This window comes from Ruegeria sp. J8 (assembly GCF_056531925.1).
On the sequence record NZ_JBQFMR010000007.1, the window covers coordinates 41085 to 65592 of the forward strand.

The 24508-nt window shown below is 59.2% G+C and carries 25 protein-coding genes and 1 riboswitch; of the genes, 10 read left to right on the plus strand and 15 right to left on the minus strand.

Annotated features, from left to right (window positions below; genetic code table 11):
• Positions 1-61 precede the first annotated feature (61 nt).
• Entirely contained in the window at positions 62-3058 is a 2997-nt protein-coding gene (locus ACR0L1_RS15210) for a cyclic nucleotide-binding domain-containing protein (protein ID WP_480859865.1), read from the plus strand.
• Here the strand turns inward: ACR0L1_RS15210 and ACR0L1_RS15215 are convergent.
• The 9 genes from ACR0L1_RS15215 to ACR0L1_RS15255 form a co-directional block, all read right to left on the minus strand.
• The gene (locus ACR0L1_RS15215) at positions 3055-3342 is read right to left on the minus strand and encodes an ArsR/SmtB family transcription factor (RefSeq protein ID WP_170770588.1); all 288 of its coding nucleotides are present in this window, start codon (positions 3340-3342) and stop codon (positions 3055-3057) included. The genes ACR0L1_RS15210 and ACR0L1_RS15215 overlap by 4 nt on opposite strands.
• Before the next feature lie 109 nt (positions 3343-3451).
• On the minus strand, positions 3452-4684 hold the full coding sequence (locus ACR0L1_RS15220; protein ID WP_170769891.1) for a mandelate racemase/muconate lactonizing enzyme family protein: 1233 nt from the start codon (positions 4682-4684) through the stop codon (positions 3452-3454).
• 6 nt (positions 4685-4690) lie between these two features.
• Positions 4691-5785: a Zn-dependent alcohol dehydrogenase gene (locus ACR0L1_RS15225; RefSeq protein ID WP_480859678.1), complete on the minus strand. Its 1095-nt coding sequence runs from the start codon at positions 5783-5785 to the stop codon at positions 4691-4693.
• Between the two features lie 82 nt (positions 5786-5867).
• A complete protein-coding gene (locus tag ACR0L1_RS15230) occupies positions 5868-7067 on the minus strand; it encodes a TCR/Tet family MFS transporter (RefSeq protein WP_480859679.1) in 1200 nt (399 codons plus the stop codon).
• Between the two features lie 61 nt (positions 7068-7128).
• A complete protein-coding gene (locus tag ACR0L1_RS15235; protein ID WP_480859681.1) occupies positions 7129-7863 on the minus strand; it encodes an alpha/beta fold hydrolase in 735 nt (244 codons plus the stop codon).
• Positions 7864-7874: 11 nt separating this feature from the next.
• Entirely contained in the window at positions 7875-8663 is a 789-nt protein-coding gene (gene pcaD, locus ACR0L1_RS15240) for a 3-oxoadipate enol-lactonase (protein WP_480859683.1), read from the minus strand.
• A gap of 59 nt (positions 8664-8722) precedes the next feature.
• The gene (locus tag ACR0L1_RS15245; RefSeq protein ID WP_480859685.1) at positions 8723-9697 is read right to left on the minus strand and encodes a threonine ammonia-lyase; all 975 of its coding nucleotides are present in this window, start codon (positions 9695-9697) and stop codon (positions 8723-8725) included.
• Positions 9694-10521, minus strand: coding sequence for an alpha/beta fold hydrolase (locus ACR0L1_RS15250; RefSeq protein ID WP_480859687.1), 828 nt, complete (start codon positions 10519-10521; stop codon positions 9694-9696). Before ACR0L1_RS15250 ends, ACR0L1_RS15245 begins: the two co-directional genes overlap by 4 nt.
• A complete protein-coding gene (locus ACR0L1_RS15255; protein ID WP_480859689.1) occupies positions 10518-11207 on the minus strand; it encodes a haloacid dehalogenase type II in 690 nt (229 codons plus the stop codon). The genes ACR0L1_RS15250 and ACR0L1_RS15255 overlap by 4 nt, the downstream gene beginning before the upstream one ends.
• A gap of 108 nt (positions 11208-11315) precedes the next feature.
• Here ACR0L1_RS15255 and ACR0L1_RS15260 point away from each other — a divergent pair, with 108 nt between their 5' ends.
• On the plus strand, positions 11316-11744 hold the full coding sequence (locus ACR0L1_RS15260; protein WP_170769899.1) for an FKBP-type peptidyl-prolyl cis-trans isomerase: 429 nt from the start codon (positions 11316-11318) through the stop codon (positions 11742-11744).
• A gap of 17 nt (positions 11745-11761) precedes the next feature.
• On the opposite strand, the gene ACR0L1_RS15265 is transcribed toward ACR0L1_RS15260, so the two are convergent.
• Genes ACR0L1_RS15265 through fabA form a run of 4 tightly spaced genes read right to left on the minus strand, consistent with a single transcriptional unit; the run spans position 11762 to position 14580 of the window.
• On the minus strand, positions 11762-11953 hold the full coding sequence (locus tag ACR0L1_RS15265) for a hypothetical protein (protein ID WP_170769900.1): 192 nt from the start codon (positions 11951-11953) through the stop codon (positions 11762-11764).
• Between the two features lie 59 nt (positions 11954-12012).
• Positions 12013-12804: an enoyl-ACP reductase FabI gene (locus ACR0L1_RS15270; RefSeq protein ID WP_170769901.1), complete on the minus strand. Its 792-nt coding sequence runs from the start codon at positions 12802-12804 to the stop codon at positions 12013-12015.
• Between the two features lie 5 nt (positions 12805-12809).
• On the minus strand, positions 12810-14039 hold the full coding sequence (fabB, locus tag ACR0L1_RS15275) for a beta-ketoacyl-ACP synthase I (RefSeq protein ID WP_170354844.1): 1230 nt from the start codon (positions 14037-14039) through the stop codon (positions 12810-12812).
• Positions 14040-14070: 31 nt separating this feature from the next.
• Positions 14071-14580 (minus strand): bifunctional 3-hydroxydecanoyl-ACP dehydratase/trans-2-decenoyl-ACP isomerase, encoded by a 510-nt coding sequence (gene fabA / locus ACR0L1_RS15280; protein ID WP_170326986.1) that lies wholly within the window; start codon positions 14578-14580, stop codon positions 14071-14073.
• 188 nt (positions 14581-14768) lie between these two features.
• Here fabA and irrA point away from each other — a divergent pair, with 188 nt between their 5' ends.
• Positions 14769-15185 carry an iron response transcriptional regulator IrrA gene (irrA, locus tag ACR0L1_RS15285; protein ID WP_170769903.1) on the plus strand — a complete coding sequence of 139 codons (417 nt, stop codon included), beginning with the start codon at positions 14769-14771 and terminating at the stop codon, positions 15183-15185.
• Positions 15186-15187: 2 nt separating this feature from the next.
• On the opposite strand, the gene ACR0L1_RS15290 is transcribed toward irrA, so the two are convergent.
• Positions 15188-16078 carry a LysR family transcriptional regulator gene (locus tag ACR0L1_RS15290; protein ID WP_480502840.1) on the minus strand — a complete coding sequence of 297 codons (891 nt, stop codon included), beginning with the start codon at positions 16076-16078 and terminating at the stop codon, positions 15188-15190.
• A gap of 86 nt (positions 16079-16164) precedes the next feature.
• Here ACR0L1_RS15290 and ACR0L1_RS15295 point away from each other — a divergent pair, with 86 nt between their 5' ends.
• A complete protein-coding gene (locus ACR0L1_RS15295; RefSeq protein ID WP_480859692.1) occupies positions 16165-16962 on the plus strand; it encodes a phytanoyl-CoA dioxygenase family protein in 798 nt (265 codons plus the stop codon).
• 68 nt (positions 16963-17030) lie between these two features.
• Here ACR0L1_RS15295 and ACR0L1_RS15300 read toward each other — a convergent pair whose 3' ends face one another.
• Positions 17031-17894: a glycosyltransferase family protein gene (locus tag ACR0L1_RS15300; RefSeq protein ID WP_170783006.1), complete on the minus strand. Its 864-nt coding sequence runs from the start codon at positions 17892-17894 to the stop codon at positions 17031-17033.
• A gap of 120 nt (positions 17895-18014) precedes the next feature.
• Between ACR0L1_RS15300 and miaB the strand changes: the two genes are divergently transcribed.
• The 6 genes from miaB (at position 18015) to lnt (ending at position 24413) form a co-directional block, all read left to right on the plus strand.
• Positions 18015-19334: a tRNA (N6-isopentenyl adenosine(37)-C2)-methylthiotransferase MiaB gene (miaB, locus tag ACR0L1_RS15305; protein ID WP_170769906.1), complete on the plus strand. Its 1320-nt coding sequence runs from the start codon at positions 18015-18017 to the stop codon at positions 19332-19334.
• Positions 19335-19573: 239 nt separating this feature from the next.
• Positions 19574-20284: an outer membrane protein gene (locus tag ACR0L1_RS15310; RefSeq protein WP_170770592.1), complete on the plus strand. Its 711-nt coding sequence runs from the start codon at positions 19574-19576 to the stop codon at positions 20282-20284.
• Between the two features lie 156 nt (positions 20285-20440).
• Positions 20441-21463, plus strand: a complete 1023-nt coding sequence (locus ACR0L1_RS15315; protein ID WP_170782925.1) for a PhoH family protein — start codon at positions 20441-20443, stop codon at positions 21461-21463.
• A 38-nt stretch (positions 21464-21501) separates the two neighbouring features.
• Complete coding sequence (gene ybeY / locus ACR0L1_RS15320) at positions 21502-21996, plus strand: rRNA maturation RNase YbeY (RefSeq protein WP_170782924.1); 495 nt, start codon at positions 21502-21504, stop codon at positions 21994-21996.
• A 36-nt stretch (positions 21997-22032) separates the two neighbouring features.
• Complete coding sequence (locus ACR0L1_RS15325; protein ID WP_480859695.1) at positions 22033-22920, plus strand: hemolysin family protein; 888 nt, start codon at positions 22033-22035, stop codon at positions 22918-22920.
• Positions 22917-24413, plus strand: coding sequence for an apolipoprotein N-acyltransferase (gene lnt, locus ACR0L1_RS15330; RefSeq protein ID WP_480859697.1), 1497 nt, complete (start codon positions 22917-22919; stop codon positions 24411-24413). Before ACR0L1_RS15325 ends, lnt begins: the two co-directional genes overlap by 4 nt.
• Before the next feature lie 42 nt (positions 24414-24455).
• Positions 24456-24504, plus strand: a riboswitch (SAM-SAH riboswitch).
• Positions 24505-24508 lie beyond the last annotated feature (4 nt).

Below are 24508 nucleotides of genomic sequence, written 5' to 3' on the forward strand. Positions count from 1 at the left end.
GGCGATGCTGTTCAGGCCGGGTCCATGAACCGTAGCAGGGGCAGGTTCCATAGAACGCACGATCTTCCGCTTTATTTGGAAATATTCGAAGCGCGACCAGTTAATCCTGCTGGCTGTGACTTCGACGCTGTTTCCCTTGCTGTATCTCACGCTGGAGTTGCCTAAGCGGATCATCAATGACGCCATCGGGGCCGGAAGCTCGGTGGTGAATGTGCTTGGCTACCAACTGCCGCAAACCACATTTCTGATCATCCTGTGTTTTGCTTTCCTTGCCGCAGTTTTGGCTCATGGCCTGATGAAAATGCGGATCAACACGATGAAAGGTGTGCTGAGCGAGCGGATGCTGCGCCGCTTTCGTTATCAGTTAATCAGCCGTGCCCTTCGGTTCCCTCAACCCTATTTTGAACGGGTCAGTCAGGGTGAGATGGTGTCGATGATCACCGCCGAAAGCGAGCCGATGGGCGGGCTGATGGGCGATGCGATCAGTCAGCCGGTGTTGCAGGCAGGACAGATGATTACCATCCTGTCCTTCCTGTTTTTGCAAAGCGTCTGGTTCGGCCTGGCCGCTGTTGCGTTGATCCCGGTGCAGGCGTGGCTGATCCCCAAGCTTCAACGCCAGATCAACCTGCTGAACAAGAAGCGTATTCAGGAAGTCCGCGTTCTGGCCGCCCAGATCGGTGAAAACGCGGCTGGTGCCTCGACCCTGCGCACCAATGGCGGATGGCGGTATCGGCGGGCGATGGTCTCGGATCAGTTGGGGCGTCTGTTCGGTATCCGGTTCGAGATCTACCAGAAAAAGTTCTTTATGAAGTTCATCAACAACTTCATCTCGCAACTGACCCCGTTCATGTTCTATCTGGTCGGTGGTTTGCTGGTACTTCAGGGTTCGGTCTCGCTGGGGGCGCTGGTGGCGGCGCTGGCGGCGTATAAGGACCTCAGCTCGCCCTGGAAGGAATTGCTGACCTACTACAACCAGACTCAGGACATGTCGCTGAGATGGGAGGTGGTCGTCGAGCGATTTGCCCCACCGGGCATGCTGGACGAAAAGCTGTTTGAGGGTGAGCCCGAAAAACAACCGCGTCTGCGGGGCGATATCGTGCTGGATCATGTCTCGGTCCGGGATATGGACGGCAATCAGGTGCTGGATGATCTGAACCTCAGCTTTCCGGCGGGTAAGACTATCGGGATCGCGGCACCCAGCGAGGAAGATCGCCGCGCCATTGCCGAGCTGCTGACGCGCGAGATGCTGCCCAGTGCCGGGCGAGTGTCGATAGGGACACAGGATATTGCGAGCCTGCATCAGGGGGTCGTCGCGGCGCGTATCGGCTATGCTTCGTCTCGCCCGGTGATGTTTCAGGGCACGCTGGGCGACAACGTAATGATGCCGATCCGGTTCAAACCGCTAAGCGCGTCCACAGACGATCCCGGATTTGCCGAAACTCGACGGGCGGGCAACAGCGATGACCCGTTGCAGGCCCAATGGCTGGACCCGTCGCGTGCGGATCTGGACAGCCCCGAGGCGCTACGCGACTGGTGGTTGCACCTGATTGACGGGATGGGCTCGGGTGGGGCGTTGTTCCAGCGCGGGGCGGAACAGGCGTTTGATCCGGACACGCACCAAAATCTGGCGGGAAAACTGATTGAGCTGCGCCCGGTGGTGCAGCAGGCCGTGCGTGATGCCGGGCTGGAGCAACAGGCGCTGGTCTTTGATCGCTGCTGCTACAACGCGGCCCTGCCGGTGGCCGAGAACCTGCTGTTTGCCACCCCGCGCGTTCCGGTGACGCAGGCCCTGTTGGCACAGCAGACCGTTTTCCTTGGCCAGCTTCGGGAATTGGGGCTGGATGAAACGCTGGTGCATCTGACCCGCGACGTAATCGAAATGCTGCGCCAGATTTTCGGTCTGGACGGAACCGATCACCCTTTGTTCCGAAAGCTTGGGCTTGAGGCGCAGACCTATGAAAAGGCCATCGAACTTTTGGAACGCACGCGGGACGAAGGCGTGTCAGGTCTGGATGATGAACAGCTTGCCACGCTTCTGGCCGTGCCTGTTGTGATCTCGGCCGAGCAGATCGGGCCTGCGTTCACCGATGAGCTGAAGGATCGGATTCTGGAACTGCGCCACAGTCACTCGCAAAAGCTGCTGGAAACGCTGCACGATGTGTTTGTGCCGCTGAACGCAGATGCTTTTGCACCGGGTTTGACGGTGATGGAGAATGCGCTGTTCGGAAAAGTCAGCCAGATCGGTGGCGCGCGCTCGGACGAGGTGCGCAAGCTGATCGTGGATGTGCTGGATCAGAACGGCGCACGGCCTTTAGTGGTCGAGTTGATATATGACGTGCCGGTGGCGTTGGGCGGGCAGAACCTGCCTGCGGTTTTTGCCGAACCGCTTTCCTTTACCCGTGCGACGATCAAGAAACCCGATATCCTGATCCTTGATAGTGCGCTCGCCAGCTATGACATGTCCACGCAGGTTGCGGTCTATAAGAACCTGCGATCGCTGCTACCCGAGACGACTGTCATCTATCTGAACGACCAGTTCGACAACCCCGCCGTATTCGACATGTTTGTCGAAATACGGCAAGGTCGTGTGGTTTCAGACGAAGGACCTACGGACGTGGAAGAAGACAGTGCTGCATCGGCCGACCTCGCGCGCAAACTGCGCGCGTTGGAGCAGACGCCGCTGTTTTCTGGCCTCGACCGTCGCCAACTTCGCCTACTGGCATTTGGTGCCCGCTGGTTCGACGCCAAACCGGGCGAGATTGTTTTCCTCAAAGATGACCAGCCTACCGACGGGGCCTATGTAGTTCTGGAAGGGGAGGCTGGGCTGTACTTGCCGCAGCCCGACGGACCGGATCAGTTGATCACCACTGTAGGCGCAGGGGCGTTGGTGGGCGAACTGGGACTGATCCGCAAAGAACCGCGCGCGCTGAGCATGATCGCCGAGACAGAGCTGTCCTGTCTGCGCGTGGGCGAAGAGGAATTCCTGGCCGTTGTGGAAAATGACGCCGCGACGGCGTTTAAGCTGATGCAGGTGATTGCGGGCTACGTGTCGAACTAATCCTGCGGCTTGCAGAACAGATCGTAAAGCAGGCCGATCACCTGCTCGGTATTGCCGTCTTTCAACGAGTAATAGATCGTCTTGCCATCGCGACGGGTTGAAACCAGCCCCTCGGCCCGCAAACGCGCCAGCATCTGGCTGACGGCGGCCTGACGGATTTCCAGCAGCCTTTCCAACTCACCCACCGATTTTTCGCCCGTTCCCAAATGGCATAGGATCATCAGTCGGCCTTCATGGGCCAGAGCTTTGAGAAAAGCCGCCGCCTGCGCGGCGCTTTCCTTCATATCTGTTACGGCACCATCTGCCGTTTGCGTGTCGTTTTCCATGAGTGTCATGGGTGGCCTGTCTGAAACTAGGGGGTTCATGCAATATGCCGCAAAACCCTGCGGTTTGTCACCCCTCGGTTGCAGGCGCGCCGCCCTGAAACGCATTTCCGTTGACATAGTCGCAAGGTTCTTCCTGCATCTGTAAATGCAGACCCGTTCCGTCAAAGGGATGCGCGCGGGCCAATTCCTCGTCTACTTCAATTCCCAACCCCGGCGCGGTGGGCGCGGTGACAAACCCGTCCTCAACCCGAAGGCTGCCCTTGATCAGCGCGTCATGGAACGGGGTTTCGATCGTCTCAAGCAGAAGTAGGTTCGGGATTGAGGCCGCCAGATGGATATTCGCGGCCCACTCGATCGGCCCGGCATAAAGATGCGGTGCCATCTGGGCGTTGAAAACCTCGGCCATGGCGGCGACCTTTTTCATCTCCCATATCCCGCCAGCACGTCCCAATGCGGGCTGCAGGATCTCAGCCGCACCCGCGCGCAGGACCGCGCCGAATTCGGCCTTGGTCGTCATTCGTTCACCGGTTGCCACCGGGATGCGGACATTTCGGGCGACGCGGGCCATGTCCTCGACCATGTCGGGCGGCGTCGGTTCTTCGAACCATAGCGGAGAATATGGTTCCAGCGCTTGTCCCAGACGGATCGCGCCTGCGGTGTTGAACTGGCCGTGGGTTCCGAACAACAGGTCGGCTTTGTCGCCAACCGCCTCGCGGATCGCTTTGCAGAAGGCCACGGACATTGAGATATCGGACATCGCGGGCATGTGCCCGCCCCGGATCGTGTAAGGCCCGGCGGGGTCGAATTTGACGGCTGTAAAGCCGCGCCGCACCATCTCGGCCGCGCATTCCCCGGCCTGTTCGGGCGAAGTCCAGAAGTCGGTCAGGTTATGCTGGGGTAGGGGATAGAGGTACGTATAGGCGCGAATGCGGTCATTCATCAGCCCACCCAACAAGGCATAGACCGGGCGGTCGCGGTCTTTGCCCAGAATGTCCCAGCAAGCGATCTCGAGCCCCGAAAACGCGCCCATCACCGTCAGGTCGGGGCGCTGCGTGAAGCCGCTGGAATAGGCGCGGCGGAACATGAGTTCGATGTTCTCGGGGTTCTCGCCCAGCATATGCCGCTCGAACACGTCGCGGATGACGTGGCGCATCGCCTTGGGCCCGACGGAGGATGCATAGCATTCCCCCCAGCCGGTAATCCCGGTATCGGTCGTTAGCTTCACCAGTATCCAATAACGCCCTCCCCAACCCGGCGCAGGCGGGGCGGTGACGATGATGTCGAGATCTTGCAGTTTCATGCGTGGCTAGCCTCGGTCAAACAGGATCACATTGCGTTTGGCCGATCCGGTCTTGGTGTCGGCAATGGCCTCGTTGATTTGATCCAGCGACCAGCGGCCCGAAATCAGCTCATCCAGTTTCAGCCGCCCTTGTTCATAGAGGTCGATCATCCATGGGATATCCCGCTGAATGACCACATCGCCCATTTTCGACCCGATCACGCCTTGGCCCAAAGCGGCCAGCATAACCGGTTCATAGGTCGACATATCCCCGGAATGCGGCATTCCGATCATGATCGCCTTGCCGCCGCGTCCGAGATAGCGCGGGGCTTGATCATAGGCCGGGATGGCGCCGACGGTAATCAGTACCGCATCCGCGCCGCGCCCGCCCAAAGCCTTGTAGGATTCCTTCCAAGGGGCTTTGGCCGTTGCCAGAACGCCATGGGTCGCACCGAATTCTTTCGCGATCTCAAGCTTCTCTTCGGTCATGTCGACAGCCACGATACGGCGGGCCCCGGCTATACGAGCGCCTTGAATTGCGTTCAGGCCCACCCCACCCGCGCCGATCACGACAACGTCCTGACCGGCCCGCAAACCAGCGGCGTTGACGGCAGCACCTACACCGGTGATCACACCGCAGGACAGCAGGCTGGCAACGTCCTTGGGCATGGTTTCGGGGATTTTCACGATCTGCCTATGGCTGACGACGACCTTTTCGGCAAAGGCACCGCAGGCCATGGCCTGTTCCAGCGGATCGCCGTCCGAGGTCCGCAGTGGACCTTTCACTGTGTCGTAGGGCGTTTCGCAAATGGTCGGTTGCCCACCCGCACAGGACGGACAGGACCCGCAGGCGCGGATCAGCGTGACAACGACTGGATCCCCGACCTGAAACCCGTCGGTTGCAGCGCCCACGGCGGAGATCACACCCGCAGCCTCATGCCCATAGACCGCAGGCAGGAACCCGCCCCACGCGCCACTGGCGTAGGAAATGTCCGAGTGGCAGATCGCCACCGCATCCAGGGTCACTTCGACCTCGCCCGTTCCCGGTGGTGCCAGTTGCACGTCCTCGATGACCAGAGGTTCGTTAAACGCCCGGCATACGGCGGCTTTGATGGTTTGCATGGTTTGCCCTCGTCCTTTTCCGGTCACGGTGACGCGGACGGGCGCGCGACGCAAGGTGGAAACCGTCACAAAAGTGTCGTTGTCAGGTCATGACCTTAGGTGACCGGAAGAAAAGGACAAAGCCCACAACCATCAACAGCATGGCCAGAAAAAACGGTGCCCCCGGCAGATAGAGCACGGCATCCGGGCGCGCAAACTGCGCAAAGACGCTGGTCATCACCAAAGGCGATATTACCATCGACAAGGCATGCAGTGAGGTGAGGACGCCCTGCAACTCTCCTTGCTGGGAATCCGGCGTGGCGCGGGATGTCATCGCTTGCAACGCCGGGGTGACGATTGCACCAATGGCGGTGATCGGGATCAGCATCAGGGCGATGAAGCCGTTGGTCAGAAATCCCAGTATGATAAAGCTGACGATCTCGAAGCCCATGCCGTAGATGATGGTCTTGCGCTCACCAAAATACCGCATGGCCGGTCGGATCAACCCGCCCTGAACCGCGGCCATTCCGATGCCGTAGACGCCCAGCGACAGGCCAATCATCTGCGGCGACCAGCCAAAGCGCTCGGTGGTGAAATAAGCCCAGATTGCCGGATAGACGTAGATCGACACGGAATAGAGGAAATAAACCCACAACAACGGGCGAATTCCGGGCAGGCTGGCTATGGCGCGCAAAGAGTTGACCGGATTGGCGCGGCGCAGGCTGAACGCGCGGCGGGTTTTGTCGGTAACGGTCTCGGGCATGACAAAGACACCGATGGCGAATGCGAGGGTTGAAAGCCCAGCGGCAGCCCAAAAGGGCGCGCGGGTTCCGTATTCGCTGAGCAATCCACCGATTACGGGGCCAAGGACAAAGCCGATGCCAAAAGCCGCGCCCAGCAGGCCGAAATTGGCTGCCTTGTCTTTCGGTTTCGAGACATCGGCCATGAAGGCGGCAGCGGTGGCATGGGTGGCTGCTGTGATACCTCCGACAAGGCGCCCAATCAGCAAGAGCCAAATGCTGCCTGCCAGTGCCATCACGACATAGTCCAGCGCCATCACGAACAGCGAGACCAGCAAAACAACCCGCCGCCCATACGCGTCCGAGAGGTTGCCCAGGATCGGGCCGAATACAAATTGCATGGCCGCGAATGTTGTGCTGAGCACGCCGCCCCAGATAGCGGCGCTTGCGAGGGTGCCGCCCTGAACCTCGACAATGAGCTCTGGCATGATTGGCAGAACAAGGCCGATGCCCATCGCGTCGATCATCACGGTCAGCAGGACAAAGAGGAAGGGCAGGCGCATCGTCAGCAATCACCCAAGTGGTCCGGCGGGCGCTGGTCCCTCGGTGATTGGACGAAAAGCGTCAACACGGACGACCGGATGGAAAGGTTTGTTCGGCGATGGCGTTCAGAATTCCGGCCAATGTGTCAGGCTGCGAGAAGAACGGAGAGTGCGAACTGTCGATGTCAAAGCGCATATCTGGCGGCACCGACAGGCTCATTTGTGACTGATATTCTGGGGGAATGGTGCGGTCGTCGGTCGCGCGGATATAAGCCTTTGGAACTTGATCCCACCTGTCGGTGAGGGGCAGAGGCGTGTCCTGCGGCGCGATGGGTTGCGGGCACAGACGCGCCAGAGCATTTCGCACGGTGGCAGGTGGGCAATCGTGATAGAACAGCTCTTGGACGCAATCGGGCTTTACGGTGTACGACAGGCCATCCGCGGATTTGTCGACCGCGTCAGCGATGGTCTGGCGCGGCGATTGGCGGCGCATCTCGACCATCGACATGCCATCTTTGGGCACATAGGCGCACAGATAGACCAGCGCCTTCATGGCGGAAGGATCGGCCTCGGCCGCGGCGCTGATCGGGTAGCCGCCCCAGGAATGTCCGACGATGATCGTTTCGGGGGTCGAGGCGGCCAACACCGCATCCCGGCACCCGGCCAATGTGACCTGCGCGACCGGCGTCGGATCCGAGCCATGGCTGGGCATGTCGATCGCGCGGGCCGTGTGTCCCAAAGCCTGAAGCGCCGGGATCAGATCGCGCCAGCACCACGCGCCGTGGCAGGAGCCGTGAACCAACAGAAAATCCGCCATGTCGCCCTCCTTCAAATATGACCGATATCGGTCAGGAAACGGTGCAGCAGGTTTGCATATTCTTCGGGCTGCTCGACGCAGGGCAAATGACCGGCCCTGCGCATCAACTCGAACTTCGATCCGGGGATCAACTCGATGGTCTCGCGCACCAGATCGGGCGGGGTCGAGCCATCCTCGCTGCCCGCAATGCCCATCGTGGGCAGGCGCAAGCCGCTTGTGGGGGTGTAAAAATCCGTGCCCGAAATGGCTGCACAACACCCAATATATCCTTCGGCAGGCTGGCGTTCCATCATGTTTCGCCACAGCAGCATATCAGGCGTGGTGCGAAACGCGCGCGAGAACCAGCGTTCCATCGTGGCGTCGGCCAGCGCCTCGATCCCATCCTTGCTGATGGCGTCGATCCGGTCCTGCCACATGGTGGGCGTGCCGATCTTGGCCGCCGTGTTCGACAGCACCAGTGCGCGCACCTGATCCATGCGTTTAACGGCCAAGCCTTGCGCAATCAGCCCGCCGATAGACAGGCCCACAAACACGCAGTCGCGCACATTCAGAAGATCTAGCAACGCTTCGGCATCCCGCACCAGCGCCCCCATCGAATAGGGACCCGTTGGGCACGACGACAGGCCGTGCCCGCGTTTGTCATACCGAATGATCCGCTGACCAGCGGGCAGATGGGGCAGCACGGCGTCCCACAGGCGCATATCGGTGCCCAGTGAGTTCGCGAACACCACGGTCGGCCCATCGGGGTCTCCGTCGACCCGATAGTGAATCTGGACATCCCCAAGATCAGCGATCTGCATGACTGTTTCCCCGTTCATCCCATCTGGAACCGACTAATACCCAAATCGCGTAGGGTTTGTCAGGTCAGGAACTCCAGCGCTTTGACAAAGACATCCGGGTCCGTGTTGCCGCCCGAGGCGACGACGATCACCGCATCACCCTCGATCTCGTCGCTCCGAAACAGGGCCGAGGCCAGCGATACCGCTCCGCCCGGTTCCAGAACAATCTTGAGGCGCAAGAAGGCCAGCGCCATGGCGTGCATGGCTTCATCTTCGGACACAGACAGGCCGGGGCCGCACAGGCGGTTGAGGATGGGGAAGGTGATGTCCCCCGGTTGCGGAGTCAGGATGGCGTCGCAGATATTGCCGCTGGTCGCTGCGTTGCTTTGGATTTGCCCTGTCGCCAAAGAGCGTTTCACGTCGTCAAACCCCTCGGGTTCGCAGGGGCGGGGGCGCAGACCGGGGGCGTGTTCTTCAAGCGCCAGCGCAATGCCCGAGGTCAGCCCGCCGCCACCGCAGCACACCAGCACATCTGCGTGTTGCACGCCCAAATCCGCAGCTTGCCGGGCGATCTCCAGACCAGTGGTGCCTTGCCCGGCAATCACTTGCGGTTCGTCATAGGGGCGGATCAGGGTCAGGCCACGCTCGACGGCCAAAGCCTCACCAATTTCTTCGCGGCTTTCCGTAGCGCGGTCGTACAGAACCACCTCACCGCCCAGAGCGCGGGTGTTGTTGATTTTCAACTGGGGCGCGTCTGACGGCATGATGATCACCGACGCGATACCGTGACGGGCGGCGGCGTGGGCCACGCCCTGCGCGTGATTGCCCGAGGAAAAAGCGATCACCCCGCGGCTGCGCTCGGCTTCGCTGAGCGCTGAAATCGCCGACCAAGCTCCGCGAAACTTGAAGCTGCCGGTATGTTGCAGGCATTCGGGTTTGACCAGCACCCGGCGGCCCGCAATCTCGTCCAGAAACGGGGAGGTCAGGATCGGTGTTTCCCGCACGTGGCCCCGCAACCGTTCTGCGGCCGCTTCAATCATTTGCAATGTGCTCATACGGCGTCCAATATGTTGCGGATCAGCTCCAGGGATTGCGGTTCGTCCAGAAAGGGCGCGTGGCCCCGGTCAGGGACTTCGACTGAGACCAGGCCGGGATGACGTCTATGCATCTCGGCCAGAGTGTCCTTGCCCAGCACATCGGAATTTGCACCCCGAATGACGCCGGTTGGAATGTCGCGCAAAGCTTCAAAAAACAGCCACATATCCGGAATCGCCCCGGCGGCGGCCTGTTCCAGCAAGGCGGTGCGCAACCCCAGATCATAGCGCAAAGCTAGGCCCTGTTCAGTTTCCTGATTCTGGAATTCAGCCATTTGCCGCCATCGCTCCAGCGGAACTCCGGGGAATTGTTCGGCCATCATATGCTGCAGGGCAAGAGCTGCTTCATCATAGGTTTTGGAAACCGGCTTTTTACCGACATAGCCCATGATTTTGGCAATCCCTGAAGTGTCGATAACCGGCCCGATATCGTTCAGCACGACCGAGGCCAGACGCTCGGGGTGACTGGCGGCGAGCGCCATGGCTATCAACCCGCCGCGCGAAGTGCCGATCACCGAAACCCGCTCAAGCCCAAGATGGTCCAGCAATTCGATCGCGTCATGGGCTTCGCGCAGAACGTTATAGTTGCCGTGGTCGGTGTCATACTCCGACTGGCCGCGCCCTCGGTAGTCCATCGCAATCATCCGATGATCTGCCATATGCGGTGTCAGAAACGAGAAGTCCTGGGTATTACGTGTCAGCCCTGCAAGGCAAAGGACGGGCGAACCTGATCCGTTTTCTTCGAAATACAGGTTCTTTCCATCAGTTGTTGTAAAAAATGTCATTCCAGCCCAGCAAGTTGAGGGATCGTCGTCAGGTCGGACAATACATGCGCGGGCCTCCAGGGCAAGCGGTCCATCGGTTCTTGCGCGCGGTTGACCCATGCGGTGGTAAAACCATAGCCACTGGCGCCTGCGGCGTCCCAGCCGTTTGAACTCACGAACAAAATCTCGTCCCGTTCGCCGCCGAACCGCTCCTGCACCAGATCGTAGACGCGCACATGGGGTTTGAAGACGCCGACGCTTTCGACCGATAGGACATCGTCAAGCACATCGCCAATCCCCGCAGATTGCACCGCACCGTCCAACATCGGCGGCGAGCCGTTCGACAGAATCGCGGTCTGCAATCCTCCGGCCTTGAGCGCTTGCAGCATCTGGGGCACTTCGGGGTAGGCCTGCAACTCCCAATAGAGGTCGAGCAGACGTTGCCGTAGTTTTGCATCGCCATCCAGACCGGTGGCCTCCAAAGCCCAATCCAACCCGTCCTGAGTGACATCCCAGAAATCCGCATGTGCGTCCGAGACTGCGCGCAACCAAGTATATTGCAACTGTTTCAGGCGCCAGTAATTAGCCAGTTCGGGCCATTTCTGCCCCAGCTCCTCAAACCCCGGCTCGGCTGCGGCCTGTCGTGCGGCGGCGGCTACGTCAAACAGCGTTCCGTAGGCGTCGAAGATACATGTTTTGATCGGCATCTGATCCCTCCATCCCTGGGGCGCAGGTTGGCAAAAGAGGAACGGGTTTACAATGGCGTGTCACACTCTAGGGTTGGCCGTTCAACTCTTTAAAGGCCGGAGGCCAGAATGACCGCTATCAAACAGGGCGACACGGTTCGCATTCACTATACGGGGACGTTGCTGGACGGGAATGTCTTTGACAGCTCGGACGGGCGCGATCCACTGGAATTCGTGGTGGGATCGGGGCAGATCATTCCGGGGCTCGACAGCGCCATGTCTGGCCTGACGGTGGGTGAAAAGAAGAAGGTCGAGATTGCCTGTGTCGACGCGTACGGGCCGATCAACCCGGCGATGCGGCAAAGCATCCCGCGCGAAGGCATCCCCGACGATATCCCGTTGGAGCCCGGTTCACGCCTGCAAATGCAGGCACCCGACGGGCAGGTCATGCCTGTGACGGTGGTTGATGCGGATGAGGCGACGGTGACACTGGACGCCAACCATCCCTTGGCCGGTCAGGATCTCGTGTTTGATATCGAGGTGGTGTCGATCAACTGACCCCGCGCCGATGCGGTTCAGCCTGTCAGCAGGCTGGTCCAGGATGCGACTGCGGTTCTGACCTGCGGCTGGGTGAAGTACACAAACAGCATCAGCATTGTGGTCAGGCCCAGCAGGGCGATGCGCCCTCGCGCACCCAGAAATCCAGACTTGCGACGGGATCGGGACGTGCGTGCGGTGCTTGCCGCGATATGTTCAGCTTTGCTCATACCCGTATCCCTGCCGGTGAAAGATGGTCAAATCTGGGCACCGGCGGGGAAAATTGGGGTCACATAAAGTCAGGCTGCGGCATGCCCAGAACGTGGAAGCCACCATCTACCTTGATGATCTCGCCCGAGGTGCATGCCCCGGCCTCGGATGCCAGATAAACAGCGGTGCCGCCTACGGCCTCAAGCGTTGCGTTCGAGCGCATGGGGGCGTTCTGATCGCAGAACTTGTAGGTCTTGCGTGCGCCACCGATGGCCGCACCGGCCAGCGTTTTCATCGGACCGGGCGAGATGGCGTTGACGCGAATGCCTTCGGGGCCAAGATCATTGGCCAGATAACGCGTCGCCGATTCCAGCGCCGCCTTTGCTACACCCATCACGTTGTAATTCGGAACCACGCGGTTCGAGCCCTGATAGGTCAGCGTCAGCAGCGTGCCGCCATTGTCTTTCATCAGCGGATAGGCGCGGCGCGCGACCTCGATGAAGGAATAGGCCGACACGTCCATCGAGTGTTTGAAATTCGCCCGCGTCGTGTTCAGGAAGCGGCCGGTCAGTTCCGACTTGTCCGAATAGGCAATCGCATGAACCACGAAATCAATGGTGGGCCAGCGTTCGCCCAGCTCGCCGAACGCTCGGTCCAGCGAGTCGTCATCGGTGACATCGGCGTCGACCATGAAGTCGCTGCCGAGGCTCTGGGCCAGCGGCTCCAGCCGTTTGCCGAAAGCCTCGCCCTGATAGGTGAATGCCAGTTCAGCACCGGCCTCGTGCATGGCTTTGGCGATACCCCACGCGATCGAGCGGTCGTTCGCCACGCCCATGATCAGGCCGCGTTTGCCTTTAAGAAGATCCGACATCACATTCACCCGTTATACTTTGAAAGAACCATGGATCCGTTGGTGCCGCCAAAGCCAAAGCTGTTGGTCATCACCGAGTCGAGTCCCGCATTTTCAACAACTTGCGTTGCAATTTCACCGGGCTGGATGCCTTCGGCGAGCGTTTCGACATTGATCGACGGTGTAATGAAATCATTGTCCAGCATCAGCAAGCAGAAGATCGCCTCTAACGCGCCTGCGGCACCTTGCGCGTGGCCGGTCATCGACTTGGTCGAGGAAATCGGCGGCACGTTGCCTTCACCAAAGATGCGGCGCACGGCCTCAACTTCGCCCACATCGCCGACCGGGGTCGAGGTGCCGTGGGCGTTGATGTATCCAACCTTTCGGCCTTCGGGCAGGGTGGACAGGGCCAGACGCATCGCGCGTTCGCCGCCTTCGCCTGAAGGGGCCACCATGTCATGCCCGTCCGAGGTTGCGGCATAACCGGTCACTTCGGCATAGATCTTGGCACCGCGTGCCAACGCGTGATCCAGATCCTCCAGCACGACAATGCCGCCGCCACCGGAAATCACGAACCCGTCGCGATTCTGGTCAAAGGCGCGCGAGGCTTTGTCCGGCGTGTCATTGTATTTCGACGACATCGCGCCCATCGCGTCAAACAGGCAGGACAGCGTCCAGTCCAGCTCTTCGCCGCCGCCTGCAAACATCACGTCCTGCTTGCCCAGCATGATCTGTTCCGCCGCGTTGCCGATGCAATGCAGTGAGGTCGAGCAAGCCGAGGTGATCGAGTAGTTAATGCCCTTGATCTTGAACGCGGTCGCAAGGTTGGCCGAAATCGTTGAGCACATGCATTTCGGCACTGCAAACGGCCCGATCCGCTTGGTCGCGCCATTCTTCAGTACGGTTTGGTGCGCAGTCAGCATCGCACTGGTCGAGGGGCCACCCGAGCCGGCCACCAGACCTGTGCGCGGGTTCACCACCTGATCTTCGGTCAGACCGGAATCTGCGATCGCCTGGCTCATCGCGATATGGGCATAAGCCGCGCCGGGACCCATGAAACGCAAGGTGCGCTTGTCCACATACTCGGTCACGTCGATCTTCAGCGACCCTGCAATCTGGCTGCGGAAACCGTGTTCGACCATCTGGTCGTTGGCCTCAATGCCGGATTTGCCAGCTTTAAGTGAGGCCAGAACCTCTTGGGCATTGTTCCCGATGGAGGAGACAATCCCCAAACCGGTGACAACTACTCGACGCATATGCGTGCTCCTTATTTCGGGCCGATCAGGCTCAGGCTTCGGACAGGACGACTTTCATGTCCTTGACGTCGTAAATCATTTCACCGTCCGCTTCGACGATACCATCCGCCACACCCATGGTCAGGCGGCGCGTCTGGATCGCTTTTTTGAAATCAATTTTGTAAGTCAGCATCTTGCGGTCGGGGCGGACCATGCCGGTCAGCTTGACCTCGCCCACGCCAACAGCCATGCCACGCCCCTGCCAGCCGCGCCAGCCCAGGTTAAAGCCGGTCAGCTGCCACAGGCCATCCAGCCCCAGACAACCGGGCATAATCGGGTTGCCGGGGAAGTGGCAGTCAAAGAACCACAGGTCCGGAGTAATGTCGAATTCCGCCAAAACATGACCTTTGCCATGGGCTCCACCATCGGCTGAGATATCGGTAATCCGGTCCATCATCAGCATCGGCGGGGCGGGCAACTGCGCGTTACCGGGGCCGAATAATTCGCCACGGGCGCATTTCAGCAGATCATCCTTGTCAAAGCTGCTCGGGAATTGGGCCATTCTTGCCGCCTCTCCTGCCAGGGGTCCGTTTATCTAATCTGGCCTCGTCTAGCACCCGTATGCAAGGTCCTGCAAGAGCGGTGACATACATCATGACCAGTTCCGTCTGTTCTTGCGAATGAATTTCATTTGAAATTCCTAGGCCTCAGCACTTATATATACACAAGCAACAAATCGGTATCGGATTCATGACACCAGAAAGCCAGAGCATAGCCACTAATTGGTTGGTTCACGCCGGATTGCGCCCGACACGTCAGCGCGTGGCCCTGGCGGAGCTTTTGGTGGGTGACGGAAATCATCGTCATGTCACCGCGGAAAGCCTGTTTGAATCGGCCAAAAAGAACGGCGATGCTGTGTCTTTGGCGACGGTCTACAACACGCTGCGCGCGTTCTGCGAGGCCGGGGTGTTGCAGGAAATCACCGTGGACGGTTCGAAAAGCTATTTCGACACCAACACCCATGACCATCCGCATTTCTTCTGGGAAGACGAAGGCCGCCTGAGCGATGCGCCGTCGGACCAGTTGGTGATTCAACGCCTGCCTGACGCGCCTGAGGGGGTCGAAATCGCGTCGGTTGATGTGGTGATCCGTCTGCGTAAGAAATAACCTTACGTCGATAATTCAGCCAGGACCTGTTGCGCCCGTTCGGTAAGCGCATCCAGCGGTCCCGTACCGTGCCGCGCCAGCACAACCGGCTCGCGCGCGATCTGGTCAGTGACGGGCAGGCTGACCAGAGGCGTTCCGTCGTAGCTGAGCGGGGCTGGGATGTTGGCATAAGTCATCGCAACCCCTTCTTCATGCGCCGCAAAGCTGCGTTGAATTTCCAGCGATGCTGCCCGGTGGGCAACCTTTGGGGTCTGTCCGGCTGAGCGGAAGAGATTGAGAAAATGTTGTGCCGAAAGCCCTTCATCCGACAGGATCAAGGGATAGGCGGCCACGTCACTTAACAAGACGTGTTCCCGCCCCGCAAGCGGGTGATCCGGAGACATCACCGCGTTCGGGGAATTTGCAAACAACTGCGTCGTCGAGAAGCCAGCATCCAAAGTCAGGCCGTAGGTGAATGCCAAGTCGATTTCCCCCTGAACCAGGCCCGAAACTAGGCCCTGAAAATCCGCCACGCGGTAGGTCACAGCGACATCTGGGAGTTCCCTGCGCAACAGGCGTAAAGAACGCGCCAGCAGGAACGGCGCAAGATCTTCGAAACATCCCAAGCGCAGGCGCGCCGCCGCAGGTCCCTCGGCGGATGCGTTTTCCAGTTGAGCTGCGCGGGCCAGCAGGGCCTCGGCCTGTTCGATGAACCTGCGCCCTTGCGGCGTCAGGCTCATGGCTGCGCCGCGTTTGCGGGTGAATAGTGGGTGGCCCACTTGTTCTTCGACCCGTGTCAGGGCGTTGGACAGGGCGGGTTGCGACACATTCAGGTACTGCGCTGCCGCCGACAGGCCCCCATGTCGACCGATGGCGCAGACATATTCGTACTGTCGTAGAGAAAGATATAACATGATTTTATATCTACCTTCAAAAGATATGACTTGAACAGAGTGCAATGCCATGCGCAGATCATCGCACAACCGGCTCGGAGACGAACATGACCCACTCCCTTGTGACGCAAGACATGATCGACACTTATCAGCGTGACGGCGTCGTGCTGATCAGGGGGCTGTTTGCCGACTACGTTGATCGCCTGCGCGACGGAGTAGCAGCGAATATGGCGGATCCCGGTCCATATGCCTCGGACAACAAGAAACAGGGCGAAACGGGACTGTTCTTTGACGACTACTGCAACTGGTCGCGAATCGAGCAGTTTCAGGACGTAGTCCACAACTCTCCGGCGGCCGAGGTCGCGGCGGATCTTATGCAATCGCAGACAGTGCAAATGTTTCACGATCATGTGCTGGTGAAAGAGCCGGGGACCTCGATGGCGACGCCCTGGCATCAGGATGGGCCGTATTACTTTGTCGAGGGTCGGCAGACGATCAGCTTTTGGTCCCCGCTGGACTCGGTGTCACAGGCCACCTTGCGCTGCGTGGCCGGATCGCATCGGTGGGAGAAAGAGGTTTTGCCGACCCGCTGGGTGTCTGAGGAGGGGTTCTTTGCGGATGAGGGCCAGTACTTCCCTGTACCTGACCCGGACACCGAAGGGATGAATGTGGTCGAATTCGAAATGCAGCCGGGCGACGCGGTAGCTTTCAACTATCGCACATTGCACGGCGCACGCGGGAATCACTCAGACAGTCGCCGCCGCGCGTTTTCGTTGCGGTTGGTGGGGGATGATGCGCGCTATGTGGAGCGACCCGGCCGCACCTCACCCCCGTTTCCGGGCCATGACATGGTGCCGGGGCAGCGCCTGCGCGAGGATTGGTTTCCGATGGTGTGGCCGCGATAGGGGGCTCTGCGCCCGGCGCGGCGGGGCCGCACCTCCCCCGGGATATTTTTGGCCAGATGAAGGGCGGATCAGAACCATTGTCCCGGTTCGATCAGGCCCAGGTCCAGCAACTGGTTTGAGGTCCATTCGAACGCGACCGAGTTGCGCCATTGAAAACTTGGGATTTCAAAGGTCGATCCTGCGTTTGATTTCAGAGCCTTTGCCGCACGGAAGGAACAGATCGCAGCCGTCAGGTTATGATGCCAGGGGCAGGAATAGGTGTTGTATTCCTGTGTGTTGAACGTGTGATCTGACCGGAGCGTCAGGCCCTTGCGGGATTTGAACAGACCAATCCGGTCGATGCGGCGGCGTTCATAAGGAATGTGATCTTCAAACCGCCAGCGCAGCCCCCCTGACATGTCCAACTGCCGTTCAACCGGGTGGCCGTCGGGCGTGTGGCGGGTGTGTGCGTAGTACCCGCTTCGGTCCAGCATCGCGCGATCCGGAGCAACCCCGTTGGGGAAAGCCGCCAGATCGTCAGCATAGAGGTCGACCACGTGGGTCAACATTGCATCACGGCGTTCTTCGGTGTGAAAGGCCAGCATCTCGCCGATGGTGCGGGTCTCGCAGAAGGGGAAGAACAGGTATTCGGCGTTGTAGCAATAATACATCCAACGCGTCGGGGCCGATGCGATCATAGTATTGATCGTGTCGAAGACGACTGTGCGCGGGGCGCAGGTCAAAGTGACACGGTGTATGCGCTCGGCCAGATCGTCGGACAAAGTGAATTCGGTGGGCATGAAGGCTACCAGCGCAGCGAAGCCGAGGTTCAGGTGGTGACGGATCGTGCTTTCGACCTCGACCTCATCCTCGGCAAAGATCAGAGCAATTGGGCCTTTTGACAGCGTGGGTATACCAGATCGCAGAAAGGAATTCACCGAGTCGTATTGCATGGCCTGTTCGCGCTCGTCTTGCTGGCGTTTCGGGCCAAAATCGGGTAATCGCGCGGGCATTGCAAGCGGCGTTCGTAAGGTATAGACGACGCCGATCCCGCGAACGCAAAGGCCTTACCCATGTCGGAACCCAAAAAGCTGTACATCAAGACCTATGGTTGCCAGATGAACGTCTATGACAGCGAGCGTATGGCCGAAACGCTGGGCGGTCAGGGATATGTGGAAACCCAAAGCCCCGATGACGCGGATATGATTCTGCTGAATACCTGCCATATCCGCGAAAAGGCGGCTGAGAAGGTCTATTCCGAGTTGGGTCGCTTCAAAGGGCTGAAAGCGGAAAAGCCCGATTTGAAGATCGGTGTGGCCGGTTGTGTTGCACAGGCCGAGGGTGAAGAGATCATGCGTCGTCAGCCTCTGGTCGATCTGGTGGTGGGGCCGCAAAGCTACCACCGTCTGCCCGAGATGGAGGCCAAGACCCGCGAGGGCGCCAAGGCGCTGGACACCGACTTCCCCGAGGAAGACAAGTTCGAAAAGCTCAAGAACCGGCCCAAAGCCAAGCGTGGCCCGACGGCGTTTTTGACCGTTCAGGAAGGCTGCGACAAGTTCTGTGCCTTCTGCGTTGTGCCCTATACCCGCGGGGCCGAGGTTAGCCGCCCGGCGGATCGCATCATCCGTGAGGCGCAGGATCTGGTCGAACGCGGCGTGCGTGAGATCACTTTGCTGGGTCAGAACGTCAACGCCTATCACGGGGCCGGACCCAACGGTGACATGACGCTGGCCGGGCTGATCTGGGAGTTGAACAAGGTTGACGGGCTGGAGCGTATCCGGTTCACCACGTCGCACCCCAACGACATGGCCGATGACCTGATCGAGGCGCACGGAACCTGCGACAAGCTGATGCCCTATTTGCATCTGCCGGTTCAGTCGGGCTCGGATCGAATTCTGAAGCGGATGAACCGCAGCCATACGGCAGACAGCTATTTGCGTCTGATCGAACGTATTCGCGAGGCACGGCCGGATATCATGATGTCAGGCGACTTCATCGTGGGCTTCCCCGAGGAAACCGATGCGGATTTTCAGGCGACATTGGATTTGGTTGAGCAAGTCAGATACGGATACGCGTACTCGTTCAAATATTCGACCCGTCCGGGAACGCCGGCGGCCGAGCGGTCTCAGGTTGATCCTGAGGTGGCGGATGACCGCCTACAGCGCCTGCAGGCCGTGATCACCCGGCATCAACGCGAAATTCAGGATGCGATGGTGGGCCGAAACGTGCGTGTTTTGTTTGAAAAGCCGGGTCGTCTACCGGGGCAGATGGTCGGAAAATCCGAGTATCTTCATTCGGTTCACGTGGCCGACGCGGATTTGGCCATCGGAGAGTTGCGAGACGTACGCATCACCTCGTCGGGCGCGAATTCGCTGGCGGGTGAGCTTGTCTGACACGCGCGCTATCTGTGATGAAAACGCCAAGGGTCAATTTGAACTGAAAATTAACGCTTGATTTATCGCTTCGTTCTATGCTCCGAGAAAAGCCAGATTTTTTAGGGACCTACGACATTTGTAGCCTCTGAATTTTCGGGTTGTGTACTGACGCGGGCAAAGTGTCTGGGCCTTGGAGGGTGCGAGTGGTAGTCGAAAGAAAAAAAACAAAGCTTTGTTTGCAGTTTGTTTTGGCGGTGATGGTTTCGCTTTTGGGGCTCTCAGGGGCAGCGATTGCGGGCAATACCGATGCCGCCTTGTCAGACCCTCCGGTATTGGATCCGCAGCGGGTTGATCGCGACGTTAGCGCTTTCTATCTGGGATTGACGGCGGGATACGCAAGTGGCGGAACGGATCAGTTCGGTTTGGCCACACCAGGCGGCACGTTTCCCATTGGCGAATTGGACTTGAACGGGTCATTCGGTGGCGTTCGGGCTGGATGGCGCGGTGTTCTTCCGGCCAAAGGCGGGCGCGACTATGTTTACGGCCTTGAAATCGGTTATGAGTTCGGCTCGATTGACGATGAAACAACCGCGCTGATCAGTGGAACGACAGTCACCGGCGGGTCCGAAGTGTCGGACGTGTTGTCCATCCGATTCCGCAATGGCCTGACAAACAAAAGCGGCTCCATCCTTTATTTTGTGTCCGCTGGCTATGTGCGCGGCGACATCGAAACGACAAACAGCATCACCACCGGCGCAACGACACAGTCATTTCAGGAGAGTGACAGCCGGGATGGATTCTCGCTGAGTATTGGGGCCGAGCATTACCTGAACGACGATTGGTCAATCACAGGCGAATATGAATATGTTCAGTTTCAGGGTGAGGATATCGAATTTGGCAACGGATTCTCGACCCGTTCCACGCCGGAGTATCGCAGTCTTCGGTTTGGTCTGACTTATACGTTCTGATTTGCAGAGAGTGCTCTGTCGAATGCCGGGATGATTGGCTGAAATTACAGTCAATCGGCGGAATTGTCATCTGATCCGGAAAATTTGAATCTGTGGCTTGCACCTACCGGCAATTGTTGTCACGCTCAGGGTGAAACGCCAAGACAGGAGAACGGATTGGCCATCGGTGCCCTGACCCCACCGCAAGATGAAATGCCCCAGCGTGAGGCGTTTGTTGAATTTCCAGACAACCGGTTGTTGATTGACCTTTGCGGCGAATATGACCGCAATCTGACCGACATCGAAAACAAGCTATCGGTTCAGATCGTGCGCCGTGGCAATCAGCTTGTCGTCATGGGTGACGATGATGCCCAGAAACAGGCGATTGAGGTGCTCCAGGCGCTTTACACACGTCTGGAAGGCGGGCGCGAGGTTGAAGCCGCAGATGTGGATCGTGAGTTGCGCATGGGCGGGTCCGAGACCGGAACCGGCAGCCGCGACGGCGATCAGCTTGAGATGTTCAAGGGCGGCACGGTCGAGATCAAGACTCGCAAGAAACTGGTCGAGCCCCGCACAGACGCGCAGAAAGCCTATGTGCAGTCGCTGTTCAACAATGAACTGGCCTTTGGAATCGGGCCGGCAGGCACGGGTAAAACTTATCTTGCCGTTGCTGTTGGTGTGTCGATGTTCATCGGCGGGCATGTGGATCGCATCATCCTCAGCCGTCCGGCGGTCGAGGCGGGCGAGAAGCTTGGATACCTGCCCGGCGATATGAAGGACAAGGTCGATCCCTACATGCAGCCGCTCTATGACGCGTTGAACGACTTTTTGCCCGGCAAGCAACTGGCCAAACTGATCGAAGAAAAGCGTATCGAAATCGCGCCGCTGGCCTTCATGCGGGGGCGTACCCTTGCGAATGCCTTCGTGGTGCTTGATGAGGCGCAAAACGCCACGACCATGCAGATGAAGATGTTCCTGACCCGTCTGGGTGAAGGTAGCCGGATGGTGATCACCGGTGACCGCTCGCAGGTCGATCTGCCGCGCGGGGTGCAATCGGGGCTGGCAGATGCGGAACGTTTGTTGAAAACGATCCCGAATATCAGCTTCAACTACTTCACTTCCAAAGATGTGGTCCGCCACCCGCTTGTCGCCGCCATTATCGAGGCGTATGAGGCCGACGCGGGGCGTGAAACCGGATAAGGCCCGCGCCGCGGATACCGGGTATTGGGCGAATTGACATGGCTATTGAACTGACGGTCGAAGACCCCCGTTGGAGAGGTCTGGAAGCATTGGTAGACCGTGCCGCTCAGGCGGTGTTCCATCGTTTTGATCTGGATGCAGATCTGTGTGAAGTCAGTGTTCTGGCCTGCGATGATGCCCACATTGCCGCGCTGAACGCCGAGTTTCGGGAAAAACCCAGCCCGACCAACGTGCTGAGTTGGCCCGCCGAGGATCTGTCGCCCGAGGCCGCAGGCGATATCCCTGACCATCCGCAGCCCGATTTTACCGGTGAAATCGCTCTTGGGGATATCGCCATTTCCTTCGATACCTGCACCCGCGAGGCTGCCGAGGCAGGCAAACCCATGGACGATCACGTGACGCATCTGATCATTCACGGATTGTTACATCTGCTGGGCTATGATCACATTCGTGACCCCGACGCCACTTTGATGGAGGGGCTTGAGGTCGAGATACTTGGCAAAATGGGTATTGATAACCCATATATAGTTTAATACGGGCCAGTCAGGCCGATCATTTGGACTAGGATAATGGGCGAAACAGACGGCAGTTCTATGGCGGCGCAAAGCGCGCAACCGCGGAACAGCGGCGAAAATAGCAAAGAGAAGACAGGGTTTTTCTCGCGAATAGTAGATGCGTTCTCAACCCCGACCGAGGGGGAGGCCACTGCGATGAATGGTCATGATACCGAGGCGACACAGCCACGCGGCATGATCAACCTGCGCCGGATGCGGGTTGAAGATGTGGCCATTCCCACGGCAGAAATCGTGTCAGTTCCTTCGACCATCTCCAAAGACGAGCTTGCGCAGGTGTTTCGCGAAAGCGGTCTGTCGCGGATACCTGTTTATGAAGGGACACTGGATACGCCTTTGGGCTTCGTGCACCTTAAGGATTTCGCGCTGACCCATGGGTTCAACGGAACATCATCCGAATTCGATCTGGTCTCGATGTTACGGACTTTGCTGTTTGTTCCGCCCTCGATGCCAATTGGGGTTCTGCTGACCAAGATGCAGACAGAACGTAGGCATATGGCCTTGGTTATTGATGAATATGGTGGTGTTGACGGGTTGCTGACCATCGAAGACCTGATTGAGCAGGTTGTGGGTGAGATTGCAGATGAGCATGACGCTGACGAAAGTCAGCTATGGGTGCAGGAAAAGCCAGGCTGTTATGTCGTCCAGGCCCGTGTCCCAGTCGAGGAGTTCGAGGCCGAGATTGGAAGGTCTCTGACCAGCCACGAGGATGTGGACGAGGAAGAAATCGACACGTTGGGCGGGTTGGTCTTTATGCTGTCCGGCCGCGTGCCTGCGCGCGGCGAGGTTGTTTTGCATCCCGAAGGCCCTGAGTTTGAGGTGATCGACGCTGACCCGCGTCGTATCAAGCGCCTGCGCGTAATGTTGCCGGATCTTGTTGCATGACCCCTGTGGGGGGCTGGCCATTCTGGCTGATCTTCCTGTCTGCCACAGTGCTTGGTGGCGTGGCCGCCTTTGGCCTTGCTCCGTTCGGGTATTGGTGGGCGACAGTTATCGCGCTGACGCTGCTGGCCCCGGTTTACCTGTCCAGCAAAAGCCGGGGGCAGGCGGCCTGGATCGGTTGGGCCTTCGCGACGGGCTATTTCGCCCATGCCCTAAGCTGGATCGTTGAGCCATTTCTGGTCGACGCGCCGCGCTACGGATGGATGGCGCCTTTTGCGCTGGTATTTATGGCCGGAGGGCTTGCCCTGTTCTGGGCTCTGGCATTTTGGGTGGCACGAAAACCCGGCGCATCGGGGGTGGGGCAAACTGTTTTGCTCGCTCTGATCATCGCGCTGGCAGAAGCGGGGCGTGGCTATGTGCTGACCGGGTTTCCGTGGGCCGGGTTGGCGCAGGTCTGGGTGGACACACCCGTTGCGCAGGTTCTTGCTCTGACCGGGCCCTATGGGTTGGGGGCGTTGACCTTGCTGGCTACTCTGCCGCTGGGCGCGGCGCTGTCGCGGCGCAAGGGGATTTTCCTGCCTTTGTGTCTGTCGGTTGGTTTTGTAGGTCTGGGTTTAGGATACGCCGCGATGCGCCCGGACGTTACCAATACCGAACACATCGTCCGTCTGATCCAGCCGAACGCGCCGCAGCACCAGAAATGGGACCCAGACTATGCTCCGCTTTTCTTTGCCCGCCAGATTGAATTTTCGGCGCAGCAGCCACGCCCGGACCTGATCGTGTGGCCGGAAACCTCGGTTCCCGCTTGGCTGGGTAGCGCGCAGCCTCATCTGGACGCGATTGCCGAAGCCGCGCAGGGAACGCCGGTTTTTCTGGGCATTCAACGGGGGGATGGGCCCCGGATCTACAACTCGATGATCTACCTGAATGAAGATGGGCAGCAGCAGGGCCTGTATGACAAGCACCATCTGGCCCCGTTTGGCGAATACGTTCCGTTTGGGGACGTGATGGCCCGGTTCGGCATTCACGGCATGGCCACGACCACGGGCAACGGCTTCAGCGCCGGTCCGGGCGCTGAGCTGATCGAGGCGGGAAAGCTGGGGCTGGCCCTGCCGTTGATCTGCTATGAGGCGGTGTTCACGCAAGATGTCTTGTCGGCACCGGGGCGCGCGGATTTTCTGATGCAGATCACCAATGATGCTTGGTTTGGCACTCGGTCCGGGCCGTATCAGCACCTCGCCCAAGCCCAAATGCGCGCGGTTGAACAGGGCCTGCCAATGATGCGCGCCGCCAATACTGGTGTCTCGGCGATGATCGACCCTTTGGGGCGGATCACCAAGGCACTGCCACTTGGAAAGGCGGGGTTTATCGACGCGCTTTTGCCTGCCCCGCTGGCTCGGACACTGTATGCGCGGATCGGCGACTATCCGGTCTTTTTTGTGCTATTCGGCCTGACCGCGCTGCTTTGGCGCAACGCCCGGCGGGTAGACGCATAAATACCGATTGACCCCGGCTTTGTGCGGGCGTATCCCCTCGCATGCCCGTCACAACGGCTTCCTGGCGTGATGGGGAAATCTTAATGGAGCACATT

Bases quoted from the DNA above. Each gene is read 5' to 3' on its own strand.
- ACR0L1_RS15215 (WP_170770588.1), bottom strand. From the start codon at position 3,342: ATGAAGGAAAGCGCCGCGCAGGCGGCGGCTTTTCTCAAAGCTCTGGCC.
- ACR0L1_RS15220 (WP_170769891.1), bottom strand. From the start codon at position 4,684: ATGAAACTGCAAGATCTCGACATCATCGTCACCGCCCCGCCTGCGCCG.
- ACR0L1_RS15225 (WP_480859678.1), bottom strand. From the start codon at position 5,785: ATGCAAACCATCAAAGCCGCCGTATGCCGGGCGTTTAACGAACCTCTG.
- ACR0L1_RS15230 (WP_480859679.1), bottom strand. From the start codon at position 7,067: ATGCGCCTGCCCTTCCTCTTTGTCCTGCTGACCGTGATGATCGACGCG.
- ACR0L1_RS15235 (WP_480859681.1), bottom strand. From the start codon at position 7,863: ATGGCGGATTTTCTGTTGGTTCACGGCTCCTGCCACGGCGCGTGGTGC.
- pcaD (WP_480859683.1), bottom strand. From the start codon at position 8,663: ATGCAGATCGCTGATCTTGGGGATGTCCAGATTCACTATCGGGTCGAC.
- ACR0L1_RS15245 (WP_480859685.1), bottom strand. From the start codon at position 9,697: ATGAGCACATTGCAAATGATTGAAGCGGCCGCAGAACGGTTGCGGGGC.
- ACR0L1_RS15250 (WP_480859687.1), bottom strand. From the start codon at position 10,521: ATGACATTTTTTACAACAACTGATGGAAAGAACCTGTATTTCGAAGAA.
- ACR0L1_RS15255 (WP_480859689.1), bottom strand. From the start codon at position 11,207: ATGCCGATCAAAACATGTATCTTCGACGCCTACGGAACGCTGTTTGAC.
- ACR0L1_RS15260 (WP_170769899.1), top strand. From the start codon at position 11,316: ATGACCGCTATCAAACAGGGCGACACGGTTCGCATTCACTATACGGGG.
- ACR0L1_RS15265 (WP_170769900.1), bottom strand. From the start codon at position 11,953: ATGAGCAAAGCTGAACATATCGCGGCAAGCACCGCACGCACGTCCCGA.
- ACR0L1_RS15270 (WP_170769901.1), bottom strand. From the start codon at position 12,804: ATGTCGGATCTTCTTAAAGGCAAACGCGGCCTGATCATGGGCGTGGCG.
- fabB (WP_170354844.1), bottom strand. From the start codon at position 14,039: ATGCGTCGAGTAGTTGTCACCGGTTTGGGGATTGTCTCCTCCATCGGG.
- fabA (WP_170326986.1), bottom strand. From the start codon at position 14,580: ATGGCCCAATTCCCGAGCAGCTTTGACAAGGATGATCTGCTGAAATGC.
- irrA (WP_170769903.1), top strand. From the start codon at position 14,769: ATGACACCAGAAAGCCAGAGCATAGCCACTAATTGGTTGGTTCACGCC.
- ACR0L1_RS15290 (WP_480502840.1), bottom strand. From the start codon at position 16,078: ATGTTATATCTTTCTCTACGACAGTACGAATATGTCTGCGCCATCGGT.
- ACR0L1_RS15295 (WP_480859692.1), top strand. From the start codon at position 16,165: ATGACCCACTCCCTTGTGACGCAAGACATGATCGACACTTATCAGCGT.
- ACR0L1_RS15300 (WP_170783006.1), bottom strand. From the start codon at position 17,894: ATGCAATACGACTCGGTGAATTCCTTTCTGCGATCTGGTATACCCACG.
- miaB (WP_170769906.1), top strand. From the start codon at position 18,015: ATGTCGGAACCCAAAAAGCTGTACATCAAGACCTATGGTTGCCAGATG.
- ACR0L1_RS15310 (WP_170770592.1), top strand. From the start codon at position 19,574: ATGGTTTCGCTTTTGGGGCTCTCAGGGGCAGCGATTGCGGGCAATACC.
- ybeY (WP_170782924.1), top strand. From the start codon at position 21,502: ATGGCTATTGAACTGACGGTCGAAGACCCCCGTTGGAGAGGTCTGGAA.
- ACR0L1_RS15325 (WP_480859695.1), top strand. From the start codon at position 22,033: ATGGGCGAAACAGACGGCAGTTCTATGGCGGCGCAAAGCGCGCAACCG.
- lnt (WP_480859697.1), top strand. From the start codon at position 22,917: ATGACCCCTGTGGGGGGCTGGCCATTCTGGCTGATCTTCCTGTCTGCC.